This window comes from Marinobacter metalliresistant, assembly GCF_038098645.1.
In the GTDB taxonomy this organism is placed as follows: domain Bacteria; phylum Pseudomonadota; class Gammaproteobacteria; order Pseudomonadales; family Oleiphilaceae; genus Marinobacter; species Marinobacter metalliresistant.
The window spans coordinates 4,189,277-4,214,845 of the sequence record NZ_CP101118.1 but is presented as its reverse complement, the minus strand read 5'-3'; the positions used below and the strand labels follow the sequence as shown (position 1 = coordinate 4,214,845).

Annotated in this window: 21 protein-coding genes and 1 tRNA gene; 7 read left to right on the top strand and 15 right to left on the bottom strand. The window is 58.3% G+C overall.

Annotated elements, in window-relative coordinates; genetic code table 11:
- Positions 1–140: 140 nt before the first annotated feature.
- Positions 141–1,199 (top strand): AraC family transcriptional regulator, encoded by a 1,059-nt coding sequence (locus NLK58_RS19690; RefSeq protein ID WP_117619990.1) that lies wholly within the window; start codon positions 141–143, stop codon positions 1,197–1,199.
- 227 nt (positions 1,200–1,426) lie between these two features.
- On the opposite strand, the gene NLK58_RS19685 is transcribed toward NLK58_RS19690, so the two are convergent.
- Positions 1,427–1,503 (bottom strand) — tRNA-Asp (locus NLK58_RS19685).
- Between the two features lie 138 nt (positions 1,504–1,641).
- Entirely contained in the window at positions 1,642–2,673 is a 1,032-nt protein-coding gene (locus NLK58_RS19680; protein WP_341581550.1) for an AraC family transcriptional regulator, read from the bottom strand.
- A 274-nt stretch (positions 2,674–2,947) separates the two neighbouring features.
- Between NLK58_RS19680 and NLK58_RS19675 the strand changes: the two genes are divergently transcribed.
- Positions 2,948–3,823: a MaoC/PaaZ C-terminal domain-containing protein gene (locus NLK58_RS19675; RefSeq protein ID WP_341581549.1), complete on the top strand. Its 876-nt coding sequence runs from the start codon at positions 2,948–2,950 to the stop codon at positions 3,821–3,823.
- Positions 3,824–3,839: 16 nt separating this feature from the next.
- Here the strand turns inward: NLK58_RS19675 and NLK58_RS19670 are convergent, their stop codons facing one another.
- Genes NLK58_RS19670 through NLK58_RS19660 form a run of 3 tightly spaced genes read right to left on the bottom strand, consistent with a single transcriptional unit; the run spans position 3,840 to position 8,543 of the window.
- Positions 3,840–5,423, bottom strand: a complete 1,584-nt coding sequence (locus tag NLK58_RS19670; RefSeq protein WP_341581548.1) for a response regulator — start codon at positions 5,421–5,423, stop codon at positions 3,840–3,842.
- Between the two features lie 45 nt (positions 5,424–5,468).
- Positions 5,469–6,095 (bottom strand): response regulator FixJ, encoded by a 627-nt coding sequence (gene fixJ / locus NLK58_RS19665; RefSeq protein WP_341581547.1) that lies wholly within the window; start codon positions 6,093–6,095, stop codon positions 5,469–5,471.
- Between the two features lie 39 nt (positions 6,096–6,134).
- Positions 6,135–8,543 carry an ATP-binding protein gene (locus tag NLK58_RS19660; RefSeq protein WP_341581546.1) on the bottom strand — a complete coding sequence of 803 codons (2,409 nt, stop codon included), beginning with the start codon at positions 8,541–8,543 and terminating at the stop codon, positions 6,135–6,137.
- A gap of 217 nt (positions 8,544–8,760) precedes the next feature.
- Here NLK58_RS19660 and NLK58_RS19655 point away from each other — a divergent pair, with 217 nt between their 5' ends.
- Positions 8,761–9,138, top strand: a complete 378-nt coding sequence (locus NLK58_RS19655) for a PilZ domain-containing protein (protein WP_117619984.1) — start codon at positions 8,761–8,763, stop codon at positions 9,136–9,138.
- 15 nt (positions 9,139–9,153) lie between these two features.
- On the opposite strand, the gene NLK58_RS19650 is transcribed toward NLK58_RS19655, so the two are convergent.
- The 3 genes from NLK58_RS19650 to NLK58_RS19640 all read right to left on the bottom strand — a co-directional run bounded on the left by NLK58_RS19650 (position 9,154) and on the right by NLK58_RS19640 (position 11,354).
- On the bottom strand, positions 9,154–9,624 hold the full coding sequence (locus NLK58_RS19650) for a flavodoxin family protein (RefSeq protein WP_117619983.1): 471 nt from the start codon (positions 9,622–9,624) through the stop codon (positions 9,154–9,156).
- Between the two features lie 17 nt (positions 9,625–9,641).
- Positions 9,642–10,688: a recombinase RecA gene (gene recA, locus NLK58_RS19645; RefSeq protein WP_117620475.1), complete on the bottom strand. Its 1,047-nt coding sequence runs from the start codon at positions 10,686–10,688 to the stop codon at positions 9,642–9,644.
- A gap of 165 nt (positions 10,689–10,853) precedes the next feature.
- The gene (locus NLK58_RS19640) at positions 10,854–11,354 is read right to left on the bottom strand and encodes a nicotinamide-nucleotide amidohydrolase family protein (protein WP_117619982.1); all 501 of its coding nucleotides are present in this window, start codon (positions 11,352–11,354) and stop codon (positions 10,854–10,856) included.
- 82 nt (positions 11,355–11,436) lie between these two features.
- Between NLK58_RS19640 and mutS the strand changes: the two genes are divergently transcribed.
- Complete coding sequence (gene mutS / locus NLK58_RS19635) at positions 11,437–14,067, top strand: DNA mismatch repair protein MutS (RefSeq protein WP_117619981.1); 2,631 nt, start codon at positions 11,437–11,439, stop codon at positions 14,065–14,067.
- Between the two features lie 152 nt (positions 14,068–14,219).
- A complete protein-coding gene (fdxA, locus tag NLK58_RS19630; protein WP_117620474.1) occupies positions 14,220–14,543 on the top strand; it encodes a ferredoxin FdxA in 324 nt (107 codons plus the stop codon).
- Positions 14,544–14,623: 80 nt separating this feature from the next.
- Here fdxA and NLK58_RS19625 read toward each other — a convergent pair whose 3' ends face one another.
- The 6 genes from NLK58_RS19625 to NLK58_RS19600 all read right to left on the bottom strand — a co-directional run bounded on the left by NLK58_RS19625 (position 14,624) and on the right by NLK58_RS19600 (position 21,708).
- The gene (locus NLK58_RS19625) at positions 14,624–15,262 is read right to left on the bottom strand and encodes a LysE family translocator (protein WP_117619980.1); all 639 of its coding nucleotides are present in this window, start codon (positions 15,260–15,262) and stop codon (positions 14,624–14,626) included.
- 33 nt (positions 15,263–15,295) lie between these two features.
- Positions 15,296–16,330 (bottom strand): hypothetical protein, encoded by a 1,035-nt coding sequence (locus NLK58_RS19620; protein WP_117619979.1) that lies wholly within the window; start codon positions 16,328–16,330, stop codon positions 15,296–15,298.
- Positions 16,331–16,470: 140 nt separating this feature from the next.
- Positions 16,471–17,421, bottom strand: a complete 951-nt coding sequence (locus tag NLK58_RS19615) for a DegV family protein (protein WP_117619978.1) — start codon at positions 17,419–17,421, stop codon at positions 16,471–16,473.
- Between the two features lie 110 nt (positions 17,422–17,531).
- Positions 17,532–18,365, bottom strand: a complete 834-nt coding sequence (locus tag NLK58_RS19610) for a metal-dependent hydrolase (RefSeq protein ID WP_117619977.1) — start codon at positions 18,363–18,365, stop codon at positions 17,532–17,534.
- A 242-nt stretch (positions 18,366–18,607) separates the two neighbouring features.
- Positions 18,608–19,984 (bottom strand): solute carrier family 23 protein, encoded by a 1,377-nt coding sequence (locus tag NLK58_RS19605; RefSeq protein ID WP_341581545.1) that lies wholly within the window; start codon positions 19,982–19,984, stop codon positions 18,608–18,610.
- Positions 19,985–20,079: 95 nt separating this feature from the next.
- Positions 20,080–21,708, bottom strand: a complete 1,629-nt coding sequence (locus tag NLK58_RS19600; protein ID WP_341581544.1) for an acyl-CoA synthetase — start codon at positions 21,706–21,708, stop codon at positions 20,080–20,082.
- A gap of 152 nt (positions 21,709–21,860) precedes the next feature.
- Between NLK58_RS19600 and NLK58_RS19595 the strand changes: the two genes are divergently transcribed.
- Together NLK58_RS19595 and NLK58_RS19590 are read left to right on the top strand one after the other, a co-directional pair.
- Complete coding sequence (locus NLK58_RS19595) at positions 21,861–23,363, top strand: PAS domain S-box protein (RefSeq protein ID WP_341581543.1); 1,503 nt, start codon at positions 21,861–21,863, stop codon at positions 23,361–23,363.
- Positions 23,356–24,012: a response regulator gene (locus tag NLK58_RS19590; protein ID WP_341581542.1), complete on the top strand. Its 657-nt coding sequence runs from the start codon at positions 23,356–23,358 to the stop codon at positions 24,010–24,012. The genes NLK58_RS19595 and NLK58_RS19590 overlap by 8 nt, the downstream gene beginning before the upstream one ends.
- Positions 24,013–24,018: 6 nt before the next feature.
- On the opposite strand, the gene NLK58_RS19585 is transcribed toward NLK58_RS19590, so the two are convergent.
- Positions 24,019–25,434, bottom strand: coding sequence for a PLP-dependent aminotransferase family protein (locus tag NLK58_RS19585; RefSeq protein WP_341581541.1), 1,416 nt, complete (start codon positions 25,432–25,434; stop codon positions 24,019–24,021).
- Positions 25,435–25,569 lie beyond the last annotated feature (135 nt).

Genomic DNA, 25,569 nt, shown 5'->3' with positions numbered 1-25,569 from the left:
TGTCTCCTCATCGTGATCATCGGCGGGCTTGCAGAGCCCTGCTCATTATTGAGACCTAAATTACCGGTGTGCCTTGCCATCAACAATATCCCGGAATAACATTTTATTATCTTTGGATAACATGTCCGACAAAGGCTTCAATGAGCACGCAATCGACAGACGCCAGGCAATCCCGTAACTCCCTCGGAGACATCAGCGTTCTCTACGTGTCCGTACTGATGCGGGCTGCTGCGGCGGAGGGTGCGGATACGACGGAACTGGCATCCCATTTCCAGCTTGACCGGCAGACACTGACCTCGCCCGCCGCACGCATCAGCATCCCCCGCTTCATGCGTCTGGGGCACGCAGCGATCAGTGAAACCGGCAATCCGGCCCTGGGGTTGCGTATGGGCGCGTTGTCACGGCCTGTCGATGCCGGCATCGCCGGGCTTGCCGGGGAAACTGCCGGCACCGCTGGCGCGGCCATCAGCACGCTGATCCGTTACGCCCTGCTGACCAGCAGGAACAGCCGCGGCAACCCGACCATCAGGCCGGAAACCCGACAGGTACAGTTTTACTCGATACGTCCCTACAACGGCTTCAACTATTTTGTGGTGGATTCAGTGCTGGCAGCCTGGACCCAGTTCCTTCGTAACGTGACCGGCCGGTATGAGGTTCTGGAGAAGGTCACCATTGAATACCCTGCCATCGGCCTGGATGAAGTGTTCGAGAGCTGGTTCCGTTGCCCGGTACACTTCGGAGCACCGGCAAACAGCCTCACTGTCCGCCGGGATATCTGGCAAAGCCCGAGCCTGCAGGCGCAGCCGGCCATGCACGAAAAACTGTCGGAACTTTGCGAGCGGGAGATGCAGCAGATCCGGCGGGGCTGGACAACCGGAGACCGGGTAAAGAACCTTCTCACCCCTCTGTTCCGGGGCGAAACACCCGGCCTGGAAACCATTGCCATGAAACTTGGCATTACACCCTGGACACTGCAAAGACAGCTGGCGGCCGAAGGAACGGGGTTCCGGGAACTGGTGGATGACACGCGGAAAAGCCTGGCCCGGGACTATATCCGGGAGACCGACACGTCACTGGCAGAAATTGCCTGGCTTCTCGGGTTTGCCAATCCGGCGGCCTTTCACAAGGCGTATCGGCGATGGTTCAACCTGAGCCCTGGAGAGCATCGAAAACGGATCAGGCATTCCCGGGGCGCCTGACTCTGTTAGAACTCAGTGGGTTAGAGCTCAATGGCGTCGTCCCAGCCCTGGTCGTCTTCATATTCCTCGAACTGGCTTTCAATCAGCTCTTCTTCATAGTCCCGCATGGCTATTACCCTGTTTCCTGATTCAGAAACAGACTAGAGCGGATGTATGACAAGCAAATGACAAACATGCTGGCTTGCGAAGACTTAATGCAGGAAAAACGAAAAACAGGAGGGGGAAAATGGCGGAGCGGACGGGACTCGAACCCGCGACCCCCGGCGTGACAGGCCGGTATTCTAACCAGCTGAACTACCGCTCCGCGTGAGTTATCACGTCCTGCCTTTAGAAGGCGGTGCAATCAAGGGTGTGACTGCTCGGTGACAACGAGGGCGCATTATAAAGAGGCACCCCGTTATGTCAACGCTTTTCCTGAAAAAAGTTCAGAAGCCGCGCTCCGTTACATCGCATCAACCACGGCGCCCCTGCCCTGTGCGGTTTTGCGGTACTCGATCGGGGTCATACCAGACCAGCGCTTGAAAGCCCGGTAGAAAGTACTCGGCTCCGAGAAGCCGGTGAGATACACGATCTCATCAATGGATTCGTCAGTGGTTGCCAGCAGTTGGCGCGCCAGCCGGTAACGGAAATCAGCCAGCACCTGGTTAAAACTGGTTTCGGCTTCCGTCAGGCGGGTACGCAGGGTTCGCGGCTTGATGCCCAGACGCTCAGCCACCGCATCCAGAGTTACCTCGCCACTGTCCAGAAGCTCCGCCACAATCCGCTCTACCTGCCCGACAATATCTCTCTTTTCGAGCCGGGCCACCTGCTCGCTGGCGAAACGCTCATGGAGGTCCAGAAGCTCAGGCTCAGCATGAGGCGACGCGTGGGAAAGCAGAGCAGCAGGAAAGTAGAGACGATTCTCTTCAGCACCGAAGGAGACCTCACAGCCGAGCACCTCCCGCACATGATCCTGGCCATCGGCCCGCTCGTGCTCAAACTCGATGCGTGAGGGATGGAAGTTATCGTCGGTAATGGAGCGGAAAAAGGTAATCAGCCCCTGCACGAAGCATTCGTTGAAATGCCGCAGCCTGCGGACATCATCAGACGCAGCGTCCAGCACCATGCAGGCGTCGTCACCTTCAATAAAGAAATCCGTGTTGGCGGCATCGCTCAGCAACCGCTGGTAATTCTGCGCCCGCCGCAACCCTTCGCCGAAAGTCGGGCTGCTCAGGAAAAGATATTCCAGTACCTGGCCTTTGTAGACGGGCAACAATTGCCCCAGGTGCAACCCGACATCCGGATCGCCGGAGACGTCTTCGACGGCCTGCCAGAAGTACATCTGGGCACTGTGGGGGGTTCGGAGCTGCTCGGTATAGACGTAATTCTCATCCACCCCGAGACGGCTGAAGATGGCAGTGGTGTCGACCCCCTTCTTTTTCATCGCCTCATAGATCAGGCGTAACATCACTCCCGCGTCACGAAGTTCCTGCATAAGATCCCGCTTTTTTTATTGGATTGCTACTACTTTGACCGGCCGGACAATTGCCGTAGCACGCCAGGTCAATGCCAGATCTGGCAGGGTTTGCCAGACTTGTGGGGCCTGAAAACAGCCCCTGTTAGACTATCGTCTTATATTAGAGCATATCAGGCCACAGACACACAGTTGTACCAGTTTGTAAGAATGCCCATGACCTTCGCGATAAAATTTCCATTATGGTAGTGCCATACTGACCGTGACCGGCGAAGACGGTGAAGGAGAACGACCCATGCCAGAGACTCCCGTTTATCACAAATCACCACCATCATTGCTGCCGCTTTACGGCAAGGCATTGCTGGCAAAGCAAGGAAAGCACGGTGGCGACATTACTGTCCCGGAATTGTCTGCCAGCCTGCTGGGCGTCAGCACCGGCGGCGATAGCCTGAAACGCTACCAAAAGGTTTGCGGGTTCGCTCCGCACAACCACTTACCGCTCACCTGGCCCCATGTACTGGCTTTCCCCCTGCATCTGAAACTGCTGACCGAGAAGAGCTTTCCCTTGCCGCTACTCGGCCTGGTGCACCTGAGAAATATCATTACCCAGCACCGGCCAATCGGAGCCGGCGAAATCCTGGATATCAGCGTACGTCTGGGAAATTCGGTAAAGAGTAGTCGTGGGGTGGAGTTTGATCTGATCACTCAGGCCCGCTCTGCAGGCAAACCGGTCTGGGAGGAAACGAGCACGACCCTGTTCCGACAACCACAAGGTAATGGGAAATCATCGGGCCAAAAGGCCCCGCCTGAACTGGAACACTACCCCAACACACTGAGCCTGAAGGCGGGAGAATCCATTGGCCGCCAGTATGCCCGGGTGTCCGGGGACAGTAACCCGATTCACATGCACGCCCTGAGCGCCAGGGTCTTCGGTTTTCGCCAGGCAATCGCCCACGGCATGTGGACCAAGGCCCACGCACTGGCGCTACTGGAACAACAGGACGGTTGGCGACCGGGCGCCATCAGGGTCAGCTGTCAGTTCAAGAAACCACTGTTCCTGCCGGGCACAGCCCAATTGAACTGGCAAGCGGAGGACAAAGGCTGGGACTACCAGGTGCTGAATGCCAAAGGCGACGCGCCACACCTGAGTGGACGCATCGACTGGCTCTAACCCCGGGGGACTTCCTTTAACGCTGAGAAGTCTCGTTTTCCGGTGCACAGGGGGAACCCTGCGCACCGGCGACCGGAAGGGTGAAGTAGAAACAGGCGCCACCGTCTTCCGGGCGCACGAAACCGATGTCTCCGCCCTGGGCCTGAATCAGGGAGCGGCAGGTCGAGAGGCCGATGCCCATGCCCTCATCCTTGGTAGTAAAAAACGGCAGGAACAGTTTTTCCTCGGCGCCGTCAGGCAGGCCAACTCCGTGGTCGCGCACCTGGATTCGCACACAGCTGTCACCCTGAAGGCTGGCTGATACCTCAACAGGCGCCGTTGAATCCACGCAGCTGGTCGCTTCCAGGGCATTCCGGATCAGGTTCAGAGCAACCTGTTGCACCTGAACGGGGTCAGCCAGGATGTCTGGCATATCCCCTGGCACCGAAACCTCTATGGCACCCTTGTTATTGCGCATATCCACCTCGGCAAACTGCCGGGTGTCCTCCAGCAGCGCGGATACCGATAGCACTTCCTTGCCGGTTGCCGGCTTCTTCATGAACCGCCGGATTCGCCGGATGATCTCGCTGGCGCGGTGGGACTGGGCTTCGATCTTGTCCAGGGTCTCCTGGAGCAGGCCCATATCCGCCGATTCTTTCGCCATCATCCGCTTGGCGACCCGGGCGTAGTTGGTTATTGCCGTCAGCGGCTGATTGACCTCATGGGCGACGCCCGCGGCCATTTCACCCATGGTGGTCAGGCGCGAGGTATGAGCCAGCTGATCCCGCTGTTCCTGCACCAGTTGCCGGGCCTCTTCCAGGGCCTTCTCGTTATCCAGCTCGGCAGTGATGTCCCGAAACACCACAACGGCACCGTGGAGCCCGCCTCCATCCCGCTTTGGGGTTGAACGATACTCCGCCGGAAAGCCCGTTCCGTCAGCCCGGAGTATACGGATGTCCCGTCGGTTTTCAGCAACACCCTGCTGACAGGTGGCTTTTACCGGCAGGTCGTCCGGATTGTCCCCCGCCGTGGCGAAATGGGTTTCGAAGAAGTTTCGGCCGATCAGCTCTTCCACCGGGCAGCCGACAATCAGTGCCGCCGCTGGATTGGCAAACTCGATAACGCCGTTCTCATCAAGGCCGTAAATGCCCTCGCTGATGGAATTCAGGATGCGGGCCTGGTCGCTCTGGAGCTCACGGTTACGGGCCTGCAGCTCTCTTTCAAGGCGGATAACCGAGGCATGGGTTTTCACCCGGGCAATCACTTCCCGGGACTGGAACGGCTTGGAAATGTAGTCGGCTCCACCGAGCGAGAAGCCTTTAACCTTGGCCTGCAGATCATCGAGGGCGGAAAGGAACACCACGGCACAATCCGCCGTCTCGGGATCGGCTTTGAGGCGCTCACACACCTCATAACCATCCATCTCCGGCATCATAATATCCAGGAGAATCACTTCAGGCTGGTGGCGGTGGGCAAGGTCCAGGGCCTTTTCGCCTTCATTGGCTATCAGCAGCCGGTAGCCTTTGTCTTTCAGGGTCTCATAGAGGACTTTGAGGTTCTGCGGATTGTCATCCACGAGCAGAACCGTCACCTCCGAGTTCTCGCTGACAGGTTCAGTCATAGTTTTCGGGCCGGTTAAAAGCGTAACCGTATGATGCCGACAGGATCACCGTGCGTCGATAAGGTCCTTTACGGACAGGGCCATACGAACCAGATGTGCCAGGGAATGGGTGCCCATCTTGTGCATAACCCGGGAGCGGTGGATCTCCACCGTACGCTGACTGATCTCCAGCTCAATGGCAATCACCTTGTTGGCCTGGCCGGCGATCATCCGGTCCATGATCTCGTGCTCCCTGGGAGTCAGGCTCTTGATACGCCGGATGATCTCCTGCTTTTCATCCAGGGATTTGCGCTGCTCCAGATCCTGCTTCAGCGCCGCCTCGATTTTTTCCAGCAGCGCCTCTTCGCGGTAGGGCTTCTGGATAAAATCCACGGCCCCTTCTTTCATGGCATCAACCGCCATGGGCACATCACCGTGACCGGTCACAAAGATGATGGGCAGGATGGAGTGCTTTTCATTCAGCTTCTTCTGCAGCTCCATGCCGTCCATGCCGGGCATACGGATATCCAGCACAATGCATCCCGTCATTTTGTCGGAATAATCCTTCAGGAAAGCAGTTGCACTCTCATAGGGCCTGACCGGCTTGCCGTCGGATTTCAGCAGCAGCTCCAGGGAATCGCGGACTGCCTCATCGTCCTCTACGACGTATACGGTTTGCTGGGTATCAGTCATGGGCGTGTTCTCTCCTGTCCGTTTTCTTATGATTACCGGTCAGTGGATTGACGGGTCTTTGTGATCATCACGTGCATGTTCCTGCCGCTCGTGTTCCCGCATTTTTTCAAGTCGTTGCTGGATAATGCCAAAAACACTCTGCTTCGGGTACCTGCCTTTGTCATCGGCCTTGCCCGCGGGCTTACCCAGAAGCAGGGTAATAGCTTCCTCAACGCGGGCAACCGCGTACACCGCAAACCGGCCTTCACGCACCGCCTGCACCAATTCGCTATCGAGCATCAGGTTCTGCACGTTCGTGGTTGGCACGATCACGCCCTGGGTTCCTGAGAGCCCGCCCTTGAGCTGACAGGTTGTGAAAAAGCCTTCCACTTTCTCGTTCACACCGCCAATGGGCTGAACCTCACCAAACTGGTTTACGGATCCGGTAATCGCCAGATCCTGGCGGACCGGAATACCGGACAGGGAAGATACCAGCGCGCATAGTTCCGCAAGAGACGCACTGTCGCCATCCACCTCACCGTAGTTCTGCTCGAAGGTCAGACTGGCCGACAGATGCATCGGATCGTTAACCGCAAAATGGGAAGCCAGCCAGGAACTCAGGATCATCACGCCCTTGGAGTGAAGGTTGCCGCCGAGCTTCACATCGCGCTCAATATCCATAACCGCGCCATCTCCATAATAGCAGGTAGCAGTCACGCGGTTGGAAAGACCGAATTCAAACCCACCCGTGGACAACACCGACAACGCGTTCACCTGGCCAACACAGGTGCCGCCGGTCGTTACCAGCGTCGAGCCATCACGGATGGAATCGTAGAACTGGTCGCGGATCCGGCTGTCCCGGTATTTGGCGCTTTCCAGGGCCCGTTCAACATGAATATCCTGGATCAGCCTTGCCCCTGCCTGCCGGGCCCAGAAATCCGATTCCCTCAAAAGATTGGCGATATCCGCCGCATGCAGAGACAAACGGTCCTGATGCTCGGCCATGCGCGCACTGTGCTCAATAATCCGGGCGACCGCCTTGTTTGAGCAATGCAGCAGTGATTTCTCGCTTACCAGGCTGGCAATGAACTTGGCGTATAGCAACTGACTGTCATCAGAGCGGTACATCTCGTTCTCGAAATCCGCTGTTACCCGGAACAGCTCGGCAAATTCCGAGTCGTACTCCTGCAGCAGCATCCAGGTTTCGCGATCACCAAACAGGACAATTTTGACATCCAGCGGGACTGATTCCGGTTCGATGGAAATGGTGCCGGAAAGGGTCAGCTCCCGCTCCAGGGAGTTAATCTGTATCGATTTCGAACGCAGGGCACGCTTCAGCCCGTCCCACACGAAAGGCTGCTCCAGCACCTTGATGGCGTCCATCAACAGGTAACCGCCGTTGGCCCGATGCAGGCTGCCCGGGCGGATCAGTGAGAAATCGGTAAACACGGTGCCCTTGTAGGTAACGTTCTCCACGTACCCGAACAGGTTGTGGTAGGTGGGATTGTCCTCCACCACCATGGGAACCTCGTTGGTTTTCTGGTGCACCAGCACGTTCACCAGGTATCGGCGGGGCATTTTCTTGTCGAGGGACGCGTAGGCAATCGCCGCCTGCTCCTCGTTATCGTCCAGGAAAATCTCGAGGTTCTCCACCAGATCTGCCCGGACCGCCTCGAAAAAGGCGACCACGTCGGGAAGATCCTTGTACTTCTCGATCAGCTCATCAACCTGATGGCCCGAAATACTCTCCAGGGTCTCCTGATTCAGCGCCTGCTGTTTGTCAGCGTATTCCTGTTCCCAGTCAGCAAGTTTGCGCAGGGCTTGCCGAAGCTTTTTCTCCAGCTTGTTGATGATGTCTTCAAACTTGTCACGCTGCTCGTCTGTCAGCGCCTGGAAGGATTCCACGGTGTGAGGTTCCTCGCCATTCATGGCAACCAATCGGTAACCGCCGGGCGTGGTCACGGTCAGGCTGACTTTTTTGCGTTTGGCCTGGGCAGCCACTTTTTCCAGTTCATCTTCCTGTTTCTTGCCGTATTCATTCTTCAGCTGTTCCGAGCGCTCAAGAAAACTGTCGCTGTCGAAGGTCTGGGGAATCACCTTTACCAGGCGGCTCATCAGCTTTTCCATATCCTGCTTAAGCTGGGTCCCCTTGCCCGCCGGAAGCTGCAACAGCTTAGGAATACGGGGCTCCTCGAAGTTGGCTACATAGCACCAGTCATGGCTCTGCTGATCGGTATCCACATGGTGCTCCAGGTAACGCAGCATCATGGTGCGTTTGCCCAGGCCATTTCGGCCAACGGCGTACACGTTGTAACCGCCATGGGGCATCGCCAGGGCAAAACGCACGGCTTCCTGGGCACGGTTCTGGCCCACGATTTCGGCCAGAGGTTCCAGTTGCCTGGTGGTTTTGAATGGCAGATCTTTCAGAACACAGGCTTTGTAAAGCTGGTGCAGGGACAGTGACTTCAAGGTTCGGTCCTGTAACGGTTGACTCATTGGCCGGTCATTGTAGATTCTGCAGTCGGCCATGTCGCGTTCAGCGAGCAGATTTCTGGGGTTGCGCACAATGCGCAGGAATTTGTTGGTCAGTTCACAGTTTTGCCAGCGTTCATTTTTCAGGCAGTTGTTCCGGAACTACACTTCATCTCCCGGCAAAAAATACAATGCACGCAACGGATGCCAGCGTATGACCAGTGATTCCGCAGATCGCAGAATCAAGGATCGTTATCCCGCTTCCTGCCTGAAGGTTCAACTTCGGGAGCGCGGCTTTTTTAGCCGTGGCAAGCCCGCCACACCCGCCACCTGTCTGGATCTTAACCGCTACGGCATGGCAATACTGTGCCCCAGGCCAGTGGATCCGGGCGCCCGGCTATTCATGGATTTTGACGGCAAGTACATCAGTGAATCGAGGGTATGCGCCCGGGTGGTGGACTGCCAGCCGTTTCAGACCGGTTATCGCATCAGCGTGCAGTTCAGCTACTGCCGGGACAAGAAAGGGTATTCACGAGCGGTGGACAACGCCCTGTCACGAATCGAAGGCTTCTATAACCGGTTCGCCAGCTAAGCCATTTCCGCGTCGTCAGACAAGCCCGGCATCCAGGCTGGCAGCCACATACGTGCCCAGCTCCCGGCACTGTTCCTCGAACTCATTCCGGTATTCGCCCCGGCAGATCAGCGGGTCCTGAATCCGTTTCCAGCGCAACCCGGTAGTGATACTTTCGATCGCCCGGTTGGTACCGGTGCCGTCGTGACCAGCCCGGATGTAGTAGGCAAAGGGCAAACCCTGGGTTTTCTCCAGGCAGGGGTAGTAGCTGCGATCAAAGAAGTCCTTCAAAGCCCCGCTCATGTACCCGAGGTTTTCGGTGGTACCCAGGATGATCGCGTCGCAGGCAAGAACATCCTCAGGGCCGGCATCCAGGGGAGCAAGGACTGTTACTTCAACGTTCCCGACGTCTTCATGGCAAGCACCCTGCTCCACAGCTTCCCTCAGTTTGAGGGTATTCGGGGAAGGCGCATGGGCAACAATGAGCAGTTTCTTTTTGCTATCCATACCTCCCCCGCAGATGCTTAGAGCAATTCGCCGCTGGCTTCCGCCGGTGCCTCAACGGCTTCTTTCCTGGAGACCGGCTTCGGCATCAGCTTATCACGCACCGCAGCTTCGATTTCGTTGGCAATATCCAGGTTTTCTTCCAGGAACTTGCAGGCGTTAGCCTTACCCTGGCCGATCTTGTCACCCTTGTAGGCATACCAGGCGCCGGACTTGTCAACAAAGCCTTCTTTCACGCCCATATCGAGCACTTCGGCCATGTGGTAAATGCCCTTGCCGTACATGATCTGGAATTCAGCCTGCTTGAACGGCGGTGACACCTTGTTCTTGACCACTTTCACCCGGGTCTCATTGCCTACCACTTCATCGCCGTCTTTTACCGAGCCAATGCGGCGGATATCCAGACGCACGGAGGAGTAAAACTTCAGGGCGTTGCCGCCGGTGGTGGTTTCGGGGCTGCCGAACATAACACCGATTTTCATACGGATCTGGTTGATGAAGATCAACAGACAGTTGGCATGCTTGACGTTACCTGTCAGTTTACGCAGCGCCTGGGACATCAGCCGTGCCTGAAGGCCGACGTGGCTATCGCCCATTTCACCTTCGATTTCCGCTTTCGGCGTCAGGGCGGCAACGGAGTCGACGATGATCACGTCTACCGCGTTGGAGCGAACCAGCATATCGCAGATTTCCAGCGCCTGTTCACCGGTATCCGGCTGGGACACCAGCAGCTCGTTTACGTTGACACCCAGCTTTTCGGCGTAGATCGGGTCCAGGGCATGCTCAGCATCCACGAAGGCACAGGTTTTACCGGCCTTTTGGGCCTCGGCAATCACCTGCAGGGTCAATGTGGTTTTACCGGAACTTTCCGGACCGTAAATCTCACAGATACGACCGTAAGGCAGGCCGCCAATACCCAGGGCAACATCCAGCCCAAGGGAGCCCGTGGAGACCGCAGGAATGGCTTCACGGGGCTGGTCGCCCATTTTCATCACGGCGCCCTTGCCGAACTGGCGCTCAATCTGGCCAAGTGCTGCGCTCAATGCTTTCTTGCGGTTGTCTTCCATCAGTGCAAAACCCTCTGTCGCCCTGGCCACCGGAGCCGTGAGGACTCCGGCAGCGTAATAGTGAATCGGGAATCCGTACAGTGTAACCAGCCAATTCCCTGTATATTTGAACAGTATTAAAACATAACCGGCAAAGGAGACCAACCCCTCTTGATGTGAAAGCCGTCAGTGCTCATCCACAAACCCGTTAACCCCCTGAAGGGCAAAGAGAACCGCCTGTCGCCTGACCTGGTCCCGGTCCCCCTCAAAGTGCCTGACCACCGCTACAGTGTCAGCCGGGGTACTGCCCCAGGCAAACCAGACGGTACCAACGGGCTTTTCCTCGCCTCCCCCTCCGGGGCCAGCCACGCCACTGATGGCAACAGCCACACCTGCGCCAGTGGCCGCCAGGGCACCGGCAACCATCTCCCGCACAACCGGTTCGCTGACCGCACCGTGTTCATCCAGTGACTTCCGGGTTACCCCCAGCAGGGCCTGCTTGGCGTCGTTGCTGTAGGTTACCAGACCACCCAGCACATAGGCCGAGGAACCAGCCCGGTCGGTCAGCACCTTGGTAACCCAGCCACCCGTGCAGCTTTCGGCTGTTGCAACAGTACGCTCCAGTTCCAGCAGCCGTTCACCGAGGCGGTTACCCGCCTCTTCCAATTCGTGATCGCTGGCCAGCATAATGACCTCCTTCGTTTCATCACGGCCGTTATTTTCTTACAATTCACGCCTTCATCCAAAGCAAGGCAATCCGGACCCGTCCATGTCAGCAGCTCAGACCGATCTTTCCAAGCACACCCCAATGATGCAGCAATACCTGAAGATCAAGGGTCAGCACCCCAATGAACTGGTGTTCTACCGCATGGGGGATTTCTACGAGCTCTTCTACGAAGACGCCAAGAAAGCGGCCGAGCTGATGGACATTACCCTGACCGCCCGGGGCCAGTCCGGGGGCAACCCGATCCCCATGGCGGGCATTCCTTATCACTCGTCTGAAGGCTACATTGCCCGCCTGGTCCGGGCAGGTCAATCCATCGCCATCTGCGAACAGATTGGCGACCCGGCCACCAGCAAGGGACCGGTCGACCGACAGGTGGTAAGGATCGTTACACCGGGCACCCTGAGTGACGATGCCTACCTCGAAGACCGCCGGGACAACCTGCTGGTGGCCATCTATAACCACCGGGAACAGTTTGGTTTTGCCTCTCTGGACATTTCCAGCGGTCGTTTTGCCGTGTCTGAGCTGGAGAACCTGGAAGCCCTGCAAGGAGAACTCCAGCGGCTGCGACCGGCGGAAATCCTGATCAGCGAGGACTTCCCCTATCAGGAAATACTGGAAGGCTTTACCGGAATCCGGCGCCAGGGACCCTGGCTGTTCGAACTGGACACCGCCCGCCGGGTGATCACTCAGCAGCTGCAGGTGCGGGACCTGACCGGTTTCGGCTGTGAGGACCTGAATCTCGCGGTTTGTGCCGCCGGCTGTCTGCTGCAGTATGCCAGGGAAACCCAGCGCACCGCCCTGCCCCATATTCGCAAGCTTACCCGCGAACGACGGGATGAAGCCGTCATAATGGATGCCGCCAGCCGCCGCAATCTGGAGATCGACACCAACCTGATGGGCGGCCATCAGTACACCCTGGCCTGGGTGATGGATCGCACCGCAACCTCCATGGGCGGGCGGGAGCTTCGGCGCTGGCTGAACCGGCCGCTGCGGGATGTGGAGATTGTCCGCCAGCGCCAACAGGCGGTGTCCGCACTCCTCGACGGGTTTCATTACGAGCCGGTGCACGATCTGCTGAAAGCCGTTGGCGATATTGAGCGGGTACTGGCCCGGGTAGCCCTGCGATCTGCGCGCCCGCGCGACCTCGCCCGCCTGCGGGATGCCTTCCAGGCATTGCCGGATCTTCAGGAGACGCTGAAACCGGTGAACTCACACCACATCGTCAGACTCGCCACCATCATCGGCGAATACCCCGAACTGGCGGATCTCCTGGAACGGGCCATCATTGATAACCCGCCCGTGGTTATCCGGGAGGGCGGCGTCATCCAGGAAGGCTTCGACGAGGAACTGGACGAACTGCGCAACATCAGCGAGAACGCCGGCCAGTACCTGCTGGATGTGGAAACCCGGGAGCGGGAACGCACCGGAATCAGCACCCTGAAGGTGGGCTACAACCGGGTTCACGGCTATTACATCGAGATCAGCCGGGCCCAGTCCGATCAGGCCCCGGTAGATTATATCCGCCGGCAGACCCTGAAGAATGCCGAACGCTTCATCACCCCGGAACTGAAAGAATTCGAAGACAAGGCCCTGAGTGCCAAGAGCCGTGCCCTGGCCAGGGAGAAAGGGCTGTACGATGACGTGCTGGAAACCGTAGCCGGTCAACTGGCGCCGCTACAGGATGCGGCGCAGGCCCTGGCTGAGCTGGATGTGCTGAGCAATTTTGCGGAGCGGGCCACCTCACTTCGTTTTTCAGCGCCGGAATTCAGTGAAGCGCCAGGCTTTGACATTGAGGAAGGCCGCCACCCGGTAGTCGAGCAATTACTGGATGAACCTTTCGTACCCAACGATCTGCTGATGGACACCCAGCGACGCATGCTGGTGATCACCGGCCCGAACATGGGCGGCAAGTCCACCTACATGCGCCAGGCTGCGCTGATTGCCCTGCTCGCCTATACCGGCAGCTTCGTGCCCGCCAACCGCGCGGTAATCGGCCCGGTAGACCGGATCTTCACCCGGATGGGCTCCTCAGACGACATCGCCGGTGGCCGCTCCACCTTCATGGTGGAAATGACCGAAACCGCCAATATCCTGCACAATGCTACCGAACACAGCCTGGTACTGATGGACGAGGTTGGCCGTGGCACCAGTACCTTTGATGGCCTGTCGCTGGCCTGGGCCACCGCGGAGCACCTGGCCCGGGAAATCCGTTGCTACACCCTGTTTGCCACCCATTATTTCGAGCTTACGCAACTGGCGGATGAGCTGCAACACGCGGTGAACGTGCACCTTACGGCCACAGAGCACGACGACAGCATCGTGTTCCTGCACAACGTTCATGATGGCCCGGCCAGCCAGAGCTACGGGCTTCAGGTGGCCAAGCTGGCCGGCGTGCCCCAGGATGTGATCCGCAACGCCAAAACTCAGCTTTCTCACCTTGAGGGCAGCGCAACGCCTGCGGCACCGGCGGGCGCTGCTCATGATAAGCAGAGTGAAGCACCACACGGCAACGTTCCAAAGCATGTGAGTGAGCCGGCTTACCAGGGCGATATGTTCGCGAGTCTTGAGCCGAGCGCCGTGGAAGAAGCGCTCAAAGAGCTGGACCTGGACGGCCTGACTCCCCGGGATGCCATGAATCGGCTGTACGAGCTGAAGGCCCTGATGAAGAAATAGCGGAAAATTGATCTGTGTAATAAGGTTATAGCAGCCCAACGCTTGCGGCTATGCGGGTCGCTCCCTACAATATCGCGCACTAAAACATAACGGTGGCGCCCACGACGGCGCTCCTGATGAGACTGACCGACCACTGGACCAGGGATCTGACTATGGCGTTTATCGTTACTGATAACTGCATCAAGTGTAAATATACAGACTGCGTGGAAGTCTGCCCGGTAGACTGCTTCTACGAAGGCCCCAACTTTCTGGTAATCGACCCGGATGAATGTATCGACTGCGCCCTGTGCGAGCCTGAGTGCCCGGCCGAAGCCATTTTCTCGGAAGACGAGCTGCCTGCCGATCAGGTCCAGTTTGTGGAGATTAACGCCGATCTGGCCGCCAAATGGCCGAACATCACCGAGAAAAAAGATCCGCTGCCCGATGCCGAAGAATGGGATGGCAAGCCGAACAAGCTCCAGTATCTGGAGAAGTGATTTACCGGAACTGAATGTAACTAAATGTAAAGGGAAGCCGAGGCTTCCCTTTTTCTTTGCCTGCCCAGTGTCCGGAAGCCTCAGGTGCTTGCCAGCTTCGCCCCCATGGCCACAAAGAATCCGCCAGTGAGCCCGTTCAGCACTCGCTTCAGCCGCGCATTCGCGCCCAGGCTCCGAAAACTCACCACCACCCAGGCCAGGCCACACTGCCAGAGCATCGCCAGCAGGAAATGGACCCCAGCCAGCATCAGGGATTGCTGAAAGGCGTTACCGGCAGGGTCAACAAACTGTGGCAACAACGCCATATAGAACAGCGCGGTTTTCGGATTCAGCACGTTGGACAACAAGCCTTCCCGGAAAGAAGTCACCAGGGGGACACTCCGGCGCGCCACCGTCACGGCTTGCACCGAAGGCTCTCCCCCTCGCCTCAGGGCCAGACGCAACGAGCCGATTCCCAGCCACACCAGATAGCAGGCACCAGCCCACTTCAACGCCGAAAATGCCCAGGCGGTTTCTACCAGCAGGAGGGAAATACCCAGGGCCGAGAGAGTCGCGTGGATGAACAGGCCACCAGAGATGCCCACGCTGGTCACACAGCCATCCCTCAAGCCACCGCGGCCGGCATTACGCATCACCAGCAGCGTATCCACACCCGGCGTCATGGTGAGCAATGTGATGGCAACCAGATAGGCCCAGAACAGGTCCGAGAACAAAACCACGCCTCCCAGAACGGTCCACGGAGGCTGGAATAATCAGGCCTCCTGCTGGAGAATCTTGCGCGCCGCGGCAGACTTGTAAAAAGGCGTGAGCCGCCGGCGAACCAGGGCCTCAACATAACCCTCTTCCCGTAAAACGTCTATAACCGGAATTGCGTAGGCATCAACTTCCGCCTTCACCACTTCCCGGGTGACGCCCATGTCCCTGAGCAGGTCGGTGATCGGATGCTCGCCGTACTTCACAAACAGGTGGGAAACCACGGCCCAGGCACAGCCTTCAAAGTACCCGGTCTTGCGGAACTGCAGCCAGAACTCATACCCGAGCACCACAAATTCCTGCAGTTCGACCTCCCCCAGACCTTCACGCAGTTCCTCTATCGTGCGGTCCTCCAGTGACACCCAGGCGGCCATCACGCTGTCCCGCAACTCGTCATCAGACAGCGCCCGGTGCAGGAACTGCTCACTGCGGCTGATCAGGCCCGGCAGGCTGTCGGATAGCCAGATTTTGAGCCGCCGCTCGAAGGTTTCATCCAGGCCCGGCACCGCTCTGTTGGCCATGCGCCTGCCGAACTTCATCATCGAACCGACACCCGGTACGGATTTGGTGATCAGGTTGTCCTCGTACAGATAGTTCACCAGGCCGTGATACACCACATTGGACACCATCTCCTGATACACCGGATGAGCCATGATCTCACTGATCACCCGCTCCCGCTGGTGCTTCAGCTCCAGTGCCTGTTCCAGGAAGCCGGTGGCCTGCTCACGGGTAATAATCTCGCCCAGGGTTGTCCTGGACTGCACCCCGGCATTGAGCACCTCGGTGGCCATTTCGGCCGCCAGCTCGGGAATCCCCGCATCCAGCTCCATATCCATCACAATGCGCTGAATCACGCCCATCACCTGCTCTTCCGAGGTGAGGCGGTTCAGGGTTATCTCACCGGCATAATTCCAGAGCTCATCCAGTTCCTGCTCCAGAAACCTGTGTAGCCTGGCGCCCTTCAGTGATGCCAGCTCATGCTTCACATGCTGTTCCAGCAGCTCGGTGGCGAGATCCGTTTTGCCTTCGGTCATGGCGTCTGATGTCCTGTTGTTGGAATGAAACACACTGCACAAAGGCTAACACGGAGTCCCGGCTGACCGGTTTGCCAAAACTACAAGGGGGAGGCTGCGGCCGGGCCAGTCATAGCCGGCCGCAGCTCATAGCAGGCTGATTACTGGAAATCGTTGAAGCTGTGGGGCTCCGCGGCCAGCGCCAGGCAAAGGCTGCCGGGGCCAACATAGATACTGCTGGTTATACCCATTTGTGAGAGCAACAGTTCCACACCGTTGTGCTCACACGCGTCCCGCAAGCGATTGAGGCCGGGAAGATCCTCGATCTCGGTCCAGGTCAGGCCACAGGACAGGCTTACGTAGGGCGTCAGCAGGCCCGCTTCCACCCTAGCGGCCGCATAGTTCATCACCTTTTCCACCGCCGCATCGAAGCTGCGGGTCTTCGCTACCGGCTGCCCCCCGGCGCCCTGCCCGAAGATCACCGGCGTGATGTTCAATGCCTTGCCCAGGAAGGCAACCAGTGCCGACACGCTCTTATCACCTCGGCGCCTGGCCCGTTCACGGATGTAGTGCAGATCCCGGGGAATCACGCAGGTGTAGATCTTGTCGGTGAAGGTTTCCACCTCATGGCGCAGGGCATTCTTGGACATCTTCTGGTCGATCAGCTTCAGCGTATGCGCCGCCAGCAAACCCTGGCCGGCAAAAATCTGTTTGCTGTCGATCACCCGCATGAAAAACCGGCCCTTGCGGCCCGCGGCTTCCCGCGCACCTTCATAATGGGCCAGGACACCGTTCATGGCCTCGGTGGCATTCTGGAAAATCAGGCTTCGGGTTTTTGTGACCGTCTCGCAGATGGCCACATCAAACTGGGTAACGATCTTCTCCATGAACAGATCGTGGATCTGCCCGGCGGTGAACGCCCGGGTTTCCGCCTGGTGCCCCTTCTGCAGCAGGCCACTCTGGTAGAACTCCTGGGTCCGGACCGGGTCATGCTCGTCTATGTAGGTTTGGCCGTCGATCACAGCGGTAACGGGAAGGATGAACAAATCGTGCTTGCGGCTGAACTCATAAGGTAAATCACACGCAGAATCAACGATCAAACCAACTCGCATGGCGGGCCTCCAGCTCCGGGCCGCTCCTCGACCGGAAGCGCCCTTTATTGTCGTTATTCTTTATGCCGCTCAGTCTTACATAACCTGGCTGGAATTTCAGCAATCCCGGCTTACCCGGCAGGGGATATCACTTCCAGTTCCTTGAGATTTTGCTCCAGAAGCTCCCGGTTGTCCTGCTGCCAGGGATGAAACCCCTTGCGGAAATAGGCCAGAAATTCCGGCAGGCACTTGCGAAGAACCCCGGGTTTTCCCCACAGGAAATTAAAACCGCCTAGCCAAGTACGCAGGCTCCAGAGCTTGCCATCGGTTTTCAGCAGGCTGCAGGTATTGAGGAAGGTGTACTTGAAGAAGTTCCAGGTAACAAACAGGAAGACCACGCGGCGCAGACGCTCATTACCCACGCACGCCCGGTAAACGTCAAAGGCAACGGATTTGTGCTCGGTTTCCTCTATTGCATGCCAGCGCCACAGTTTCGCCATGGCCGGGGTGGCACCCTCCATCCATTCCGGATGGCTCAGGATGGCGTTCGCCAGTACAGCGGTGTAATGCTCGGCACCGCAGGTTCCCGCCAGCTGCCGGCTAGGCGGAAGCTGGCCCACCCACTCCATATGCTTCCCGAAACGCCGGTCAATGGCATCGATATCGTAGCCCCGCGCCCTCAACGCCTCATTGTAGTGCTTGTGCTCACGGCTGTGGAGGGCCTCCTGCCCGATAAAGCCACGAATCTCGGCCTGCAGCTTCGGGTCTTCGATTCTGTCCCGGTAGAGCCGTACAGCATTGATGAACTGTTGCTCACCATCGGGAAACTGGAGTGAAAGGGCATTGAAGAAAGCAGTCCGGAAGGCATCATTGCCGTGCCAGAGCGTTTTCAGGTCTTCACTGACATCAAACCGCAGATGCCTCGGCTCAACGGACACACCCTCGGGCGTGGAGCTGATGGTCATAACTGCCTCCTGTTTTTGTAATGTTGCTATCAGTAATGAACAGCGGACAAAAAATCATCAGTCAAGGCAGTTTAAACCTGAAAACCTGAGGGAAGGAAGGGAGCCAGGGGAAAAATCGGACATATTGTCACGAAATGACATTCTGTCAAAACAGAGCTCAGAGCGAAAAAAAGGAGGCACGAGGCCTCCCAAGGACACACAGGGGGTCAGCGCTTTCCAGTGCAGGGCCGGAAGGCGCAGGTTTAGTGCTCTTCTGCGGCTTTCACACCCGGCGCTTCCGGGTCCGCTGCAAAGCCAAGCAATTTGGTACGTTCAATCAGAAAGTAAAGGACGGCGCCGGTGGCCAGGCCCCAGCCTGCGCCATAGACCGCCAGAACTACGCCCATGGTGCCGGCAATTCCCCGCTCAGTGTTGTTCTCCAGTTGCTCCAGGCCGACCATCAAACAGATATAACCAGTAAGAAGCAGGGTCAGCGACAGGGCAATCGGCAACACCGGCTGGAAAAAGCTCACCAGGGGCAGAATAAACAGCGCAATAAAGCCGGTAATCCAGAAAGTACCGCCGCCGCTGTAGATGGAATCCATGGCATTGCGACCGTATTTGTAGCGCTCGGCCATGGTGGCGGTAACCGCCGTCCAGATCGGACCGGCCAGACCGGGATACGGAGCAAAAAAGGCATGACCACCGTTCCGGAGTGCGGTTACCAGGTGCACGCGGTCAATGCTGTTATCAATGTCTTCGTCTTTGCGCAGGTGATCCACACGGCTCATCAGTGACTGGCCAACAACGATATCGCCGAAGGCAATGACATACGCGATCACAGCGGTCGGGACGGCGTAGAGGAATACGCTGCTGTCCGGGAAGCCAACGGTAAACGGCAGATAGTTCCAGAGCTCGCCGAACGCCGGTCTGGTAATACCCCACTCCACATTGGGCACGGCGTATTCGCCCGCGGCAAACCCCACTAGGATAGCCACCACCATGCCCGGGACCATGCCGTAGTTGGCGATCTTGCGGGCAATGGAATTGCTTTCAACAAAGCCTTTGAAGGACACCGAAAACATCAGGTACAGGGAGACCAAGCCACCGATGATCAGGGAGATCGGTGTGTTGGCCAGGCGACCGCCGGCTTCGATTTCACCCATCAGGGCCGCAATACCGGCGCCGATGATGATCCCGCCTTTCATAGACCGGGGAATCAGTTCCACCAGCTTGCTGCCGAGGCGGGTAACACCGAGGACCAGAAAAATAATGAACACCAGGAACTGCAGGGCAAACAGCGCCTGAATGGCCTCCGGCCCGGGTTCGTAATCACTCAAGAACAGAAGCACCACGGGAATACCCGGCGTTATCCAGCCAGGCACCAGCGGCACTCCCAGCAGCGCCGGGAGCATAAAGCCGATCCCACAAACCACCACGTAAGCCAGAGCGACGTCGTAGGGAACACCCAGGTATTTCTCCAGCAGGGGGATCATGGCCAGGCTGACCACGAACATGATCAGGGCCTGCACCATCTCCGCGAATTCCCACCGATAGTGGACGAACGGCAGACGAACCTTAAAGGGACCCGCAGGCCAGTATGGCTGCTCTTCCCCGTTCTTCCGATGAAACATTTGCATAAAAAGGTCTCCGGGCTCACGCGGTGCGTGTGCCTGACAGCGTTGTTTTTCTGGTTAACATCGGCTGCGCCGGGCCGGCGCAGCCGTTAAGGGGCTCAGTCCAGTTCTTTGGCCTGGTCCCTCAGCACGAACTTCTGGATCTTGCCGGTGGACGTCTTGGGCAGCTCCGAGAAGACGATGGTTTTGGGCACCTTGAACCGGGCCAGATGCTCGCGACAGAAGCTGATGATGTCTTCCTCACTCACTTGTCCGGCCTCCGGCTTGAGGGTAATAAAGGCGCAGGGGGTTTCACCCCATTTCTCGTCTGGCCGGGCGACCACGGCAGCCTCCAGAACGGCCGGGTGCCGGTAGAGGGTATCTTCCACCTCAATGGTGGAAATGTTCTCGCCACCGGAGATGATGATATCCTTGAGCCGATCCTTGATCTCCATGTAGCCATCTTCGTACCACACCGCCAGATCACCGGTGTGGAACCAGCCACCGCGGAACGCCTCTTCGGTGGCCTTCGGGTTCTTCAGGTAACCTTTCATCACGGTGTTGCCGCGCAGGAAGATTTCACCGATGGTCTTGCCGTCTTTGGGCACCGGCTCCATGGAGTTCGGGTCGCCAACCATGGTACCGGCCAGGGTATGGTAACGAACGCCCTGGCGAGCCTTCTTGCGGGCGCGATCGTGCAGCGGCAGCGCATCCCACTCGGATTTCCAGGCACAGACGGTCACCGGGCCGTAGACTTCGGTCAGGCCGTAGACGTGAGTCACCTGAATGCCCATCTCCTCGATGGCCCCGATCACCTGGGCGGGGGGCGCCGCGCCGGCGGTCATGGACTTCACTTCGTGATCGATCCCCGCCTTGGCGGATTCCGGCACGTTCAGCAGGGCGTTGAGAACAATCGGAGCGCCGCACATATGGGTAACCTGATGGTCGCGGATCAGCTGCAGGATCTTCTCCGGGTCAACCCGGCGCAGGCAGACGTGGGTTCCTGCCATGGCGGTGATGGTCCAGGGAAAGCACCAGCCGTTGCAGTGGAACATCGGCAAGGTCCACAGGTACACGGGGTGCATGTCCATGGACCAGACTGCCTGGTTGCCGATGGCATTGATGTAGGCGCCACGATGGTGGTAAACCACGCCCTTCGGGTTCCCGGTCGTGCCGGATGTGTAGTTCAGGGAGATGGCGTCCCACTCGTTGTCGGGGAAGCTCCACTGGAACGCCGGATCCCCCTCCTGCAGGAAGGCATCGTAATCCAGATCGCTGACCTGAACGCCCTCGCCGTACTCGGGATCGTCCACATCAATCACCAGTGGCTTGGTGTCCAGCCGGCTGACGGCGTCTTTGATCACCTCACCGAATTCCCGGTCGGCAATTACAACCTTGGCCTCACCGTGTTCCAGCATGAAGGCAATGGCCTCGGCATCGAGGCGAACATTCAGGGTGTTTAACACCGCACCGATCATGGGCACCCCGAAGTGGGATTCCACCATCGCCGGAATATTTGGCAGCATCACCGCAACGGTATCACCAGGGCCGATACCGCGGCCTTTCAGGGCAGACGCTAGGCGCCGGCAGCGATCATAGGTCTGCGCCCAGTTGTAACGGATCGCCCCGTGAATAACCGCGGGATACTCCGGGTAAACAGTAGCGGTGCGCTCGATAAAATCGATGGGGGATTGAACGGCGTAGTTGGCATCAACGGGCGCTAGGCCCTGGTCAAATATTGAGGTCATTGTGTGGTCCTCTTGAGTGCTGTTGTTCTTATGGCGTATTCAGGAATATCGCTAAACTAGCTATACTTCGGGTTAGCAAAATAGTATTTGATATAATAAATGCTAGAAATTACACCAATGTATTATAGTGATAATACTATATTCTATGAGCCATGAACGATTCTTCCCCTCCCAGTGTATTTAGTTTGCACGACGCCGACCCGCAACCCGGATTGCTCCTGGATGCGGCGGGCGCCGTCCTCAAGGGGAACCGGGCGAGCCGGGATCTGTGCCAGGTTGCCGGTCTGGCTTCGCCCTCCAGGCTCCTGCCAATCAACATTCAGGCACTGGCCAAATCCTCCCTTGAACAGGGTCGGGCCATTGAAAATGTGGAAGCCCGGATTCCCGGAACCATCCTGATGTGGACGTTCGTCCCAGATGTCCGAAGCGGCAGGGTTCTGGCACGAGCGAGAGACGCCACAGATGAGGTTCTGACCCAGGAAGAGGCAACCCGCTCCAACCGCCTGTACCGATTGATCACCGAAAACACCACAGACCTGATCTCCCGCCACGCTCCGGACGGGCGCTTTATCGATGCTACCCCGGCGTCATGGCGGCTGCTGGGCTATTGGCCGGAAGAATTACGAGGCAAACCGCTCGAAGAGGTCTTTCGCGGCAACCATGTAGCCCAGAAACTGGCGGAGACCCGAAACCTGCTCAGGGATGACGGCTACGCCACCATGACCCTGGAGATCATCCACCGGGACGGATCCCGCCGCTGGTTCGAGATTGCCAGCCGGGCCATCCGTGAGACCTACACCGGCGCCGTGATTGAGGTCATCAGTGTATCCCGGGATATCACCGCCCGGGTGGAATCCGAGGAGAACAACCGCAGGCTGGCCGACGAACTGGCCCATACCGCCAGGCTCGCCACCCTAGGGGAGCTGGCCTCCAGCATTGCCCACGAGATGAACCAGCCCCTGGCCACCATCGTGAACTTTGCCAGTGCCAGCCAACGTTATCTGAAAAGCGCCCGAACCAACCCCGAATGCCTGGATCGCGTGGATGATGGCCTGCAGAAAATTGTTCACCATGCCAACCGCGCATCGGAAGTGATCAAGCGTCTACGGGCTTTCTTGCGCAAGGGCCAGAAGCGCACCGCGCCACTCGCCCTGAATGATGTCGTAAACAACGTCGCCCGCCTGTGTCAGTGGGAAGCCGAAAAGAACAACGTGCAGATCCGCGAGAAACTGGCCTGCTGCGCCCCGGTAATTACCGCCGATCCGGTGCTGCTGGAACAGGTGCTGATCAATCTGATCCGCAACGGTATTGAAGCCACAGTCGAAGCCCGTGGCGAACGAAGGCCGGGCTCGCCTTCGCAGATCGTCATAACCACCTGCGTCAACAATCAGAATGAAACCCTGATTGAAGTCACCGATGAGGGCCCGGGCCTGGATGAGCAAGGCATCCGCCAGATGTTTCAGCCGTTTTACACCAGCAAGCCCCAGGGGCTGGGCCTCGGGCTGTCCATGAGCCGCTCGATCATTGAGGGATTCGGAGGCTTCCTGGATGCCCGCCCGGCAGCAACTGGAGGCCTGTCCCTGATCTGCCGGTTCCCGGCCAGTCAGAGCCACAAGAACAGAATCACAACCACGGAGATCCAGCCTGATGAGTAATCACTCTGCCCCGGAAGCCACCACCGTCTACGTTGTTGACGACGACGCAGGCATGCTGGAATCCACCCAATGGTTGCTCGAATCCGTGGGCCTGAACGTCCAGGCCTACAGCGACGGCCGGAAATTTCTGGATGCCGTTGGCAACGGCAAAGCCGGCTGCGTGGTTCTGGATGTGAGGATGCCGGGGCTCGGCGGGCTGAACGTTCAGGAGGAGCTTCAGAAGCGAGGGCTGGACCTGCCCATCATCTTTGTCTCTGGCCACGCCGATGTGCCCATTGTGGTCAGGGCGTTCAAATCCGGCGCTTTCGATTTCATCGAAAAGCCTTTCAATGAACAGCTGCTGCTGGACAGCGTACAACAGGCCCTTCAGGAACATCGGCAATCCGGCGCACAGGCGCAGGGCGACGAAGCAACCGAGGCGCTGCTGGCCACCCTCACCCGAAGGGAGCGGGACGTTTTTCTGCCGCTGGCCAAAGGCTACACCAGCCGGGAAATCGCCGACCAGCTGGATGTCAGTGTAAAGACTATTGATCTCTACCGGGCGCGAGTGATGAAGCGCCTCGGTGCAGATCGCCTGCCGGATGTCACCGGCACAGCTATTGCCGCCGGGCTGCTCGACCCGCTGGACCTGCGTAGGGAAAAGAGCTGAACGGCCCTAACCCGCCGCAGCCTGAACATCGTGAGCCAACACTCCCAGTCTGGCCACGGCCTGCTCTATACGTTCACTCCAGGGGTTAGCGCTGTTCAGCCTCAGGCAATTTTCGTATTTGTCGGCGGTGGAGAACATCAGCCCCGGCGCCACGTTGATATCCTCCGCCCTGGCCCTGTGGTAAACCTCCGTGCCGGAAACGCCGTCCGGCAACTGCACCCAGAGTACAAACCCGCCCTGGGGTCGACTCACAGCGGTACCTTCCGGAAATGCCCGGGCCACGGCTGTACGCATTCGCTCGGTGGACTCGCGATAGTGCTGACGCGCTGAGCGCAGATAGCGATCGTAACCGCCCTGCTCCAGAAAATGCGCCACCGCCATCTGGGGAATCGAAGAGGTCGCGAGGTTGACGAAATACTTGTGCTGCCGGGCGCTCGCCATATGCCGCCCCGGCACCATCCAGCCCAGCCGCAGGCCCGGAGAGATGGTCTTCGAAAAGGAGCAGCAGTAAATCACGTTATCGGCCCGATCAAAGGCCTTCGCCGGTCGCGGCCGGTCCCCGGAGTGGTGCAGATCCCCATAAATATCGTCCTCAATCAGAGGCACAGCAGCAGCCGCCAGCATGGACACCAGCTGCTTCTTGCGCTCGTCGGACATTCGCGCGCCCATGGGATTGCTGTGATTGGTCACCACAACACAGGCTTTCAGGGGCCACTGTTCCAGGGCGAGCTGCAAACCTTCAAGGCTCAAGCCCTCGGAAGGATGGGTGGGAATTTCAATAACCTTCAGACCGACCACTTCCAGGGCCTGAAGAATGCCGGGGAAGGACGGCGATTCCACCGCCACAATGTCACCGGGCTGGGTCACGGCACGAAGCGCCAGGATGATGGCCTCCTGGGCACCGTTGGTGGCGAGCACATCATCCGGGGTTACCGGTACCCCGAGGGTCGCCATCCGCTGGGCGATCTGCCGCCGAAACGATTCTTTTCCGGGAAAGGCGTAGTCCAGGGTTTCCAGGCCCCGGCGTGCAGCCCAGAGTGTACTGTGCTGGATCTGCCGGAGCGGGAGGTAATCCGGATGAGGAATCGCCGTAGCCAGAGGCACCATGCGCTTCTGCTCGTCGGCGCACAGGTCCAGGGTCATTTCCCGGGCGCTGACCGGCACCGGACGACTGCGATGCCGGCGCATCACCGGCTCAGGTGCATCCACGGTCGGCAGCCTTACGAAGTAGCCACTGCGTTCCCGGGCCTGCAGAAAGCCCCGTGCTTCCAGAGTCTGGTGCGCTTGCAGAATGGTCGAAATACTGACGCCGAACTGCCGGCTCAGCATTCGCACGCCCGGTAATCGATCACCGTCGCGGTAGACACCGTCCCGGATCAACTCCTGGAGCTGATCCGCCACCTGATTGTAAAGAATGCCCATTGCCCGTCCCTCGTCACTGGTACCTCCGGAGTCACCACTCTATTGCACCAGACACCGCGCTTCTCCATGCAGTACAGATACAGTCGAATCTGACCGGCACAGATTCCAAAAACCACATTCTGTACCGGTTCAAAA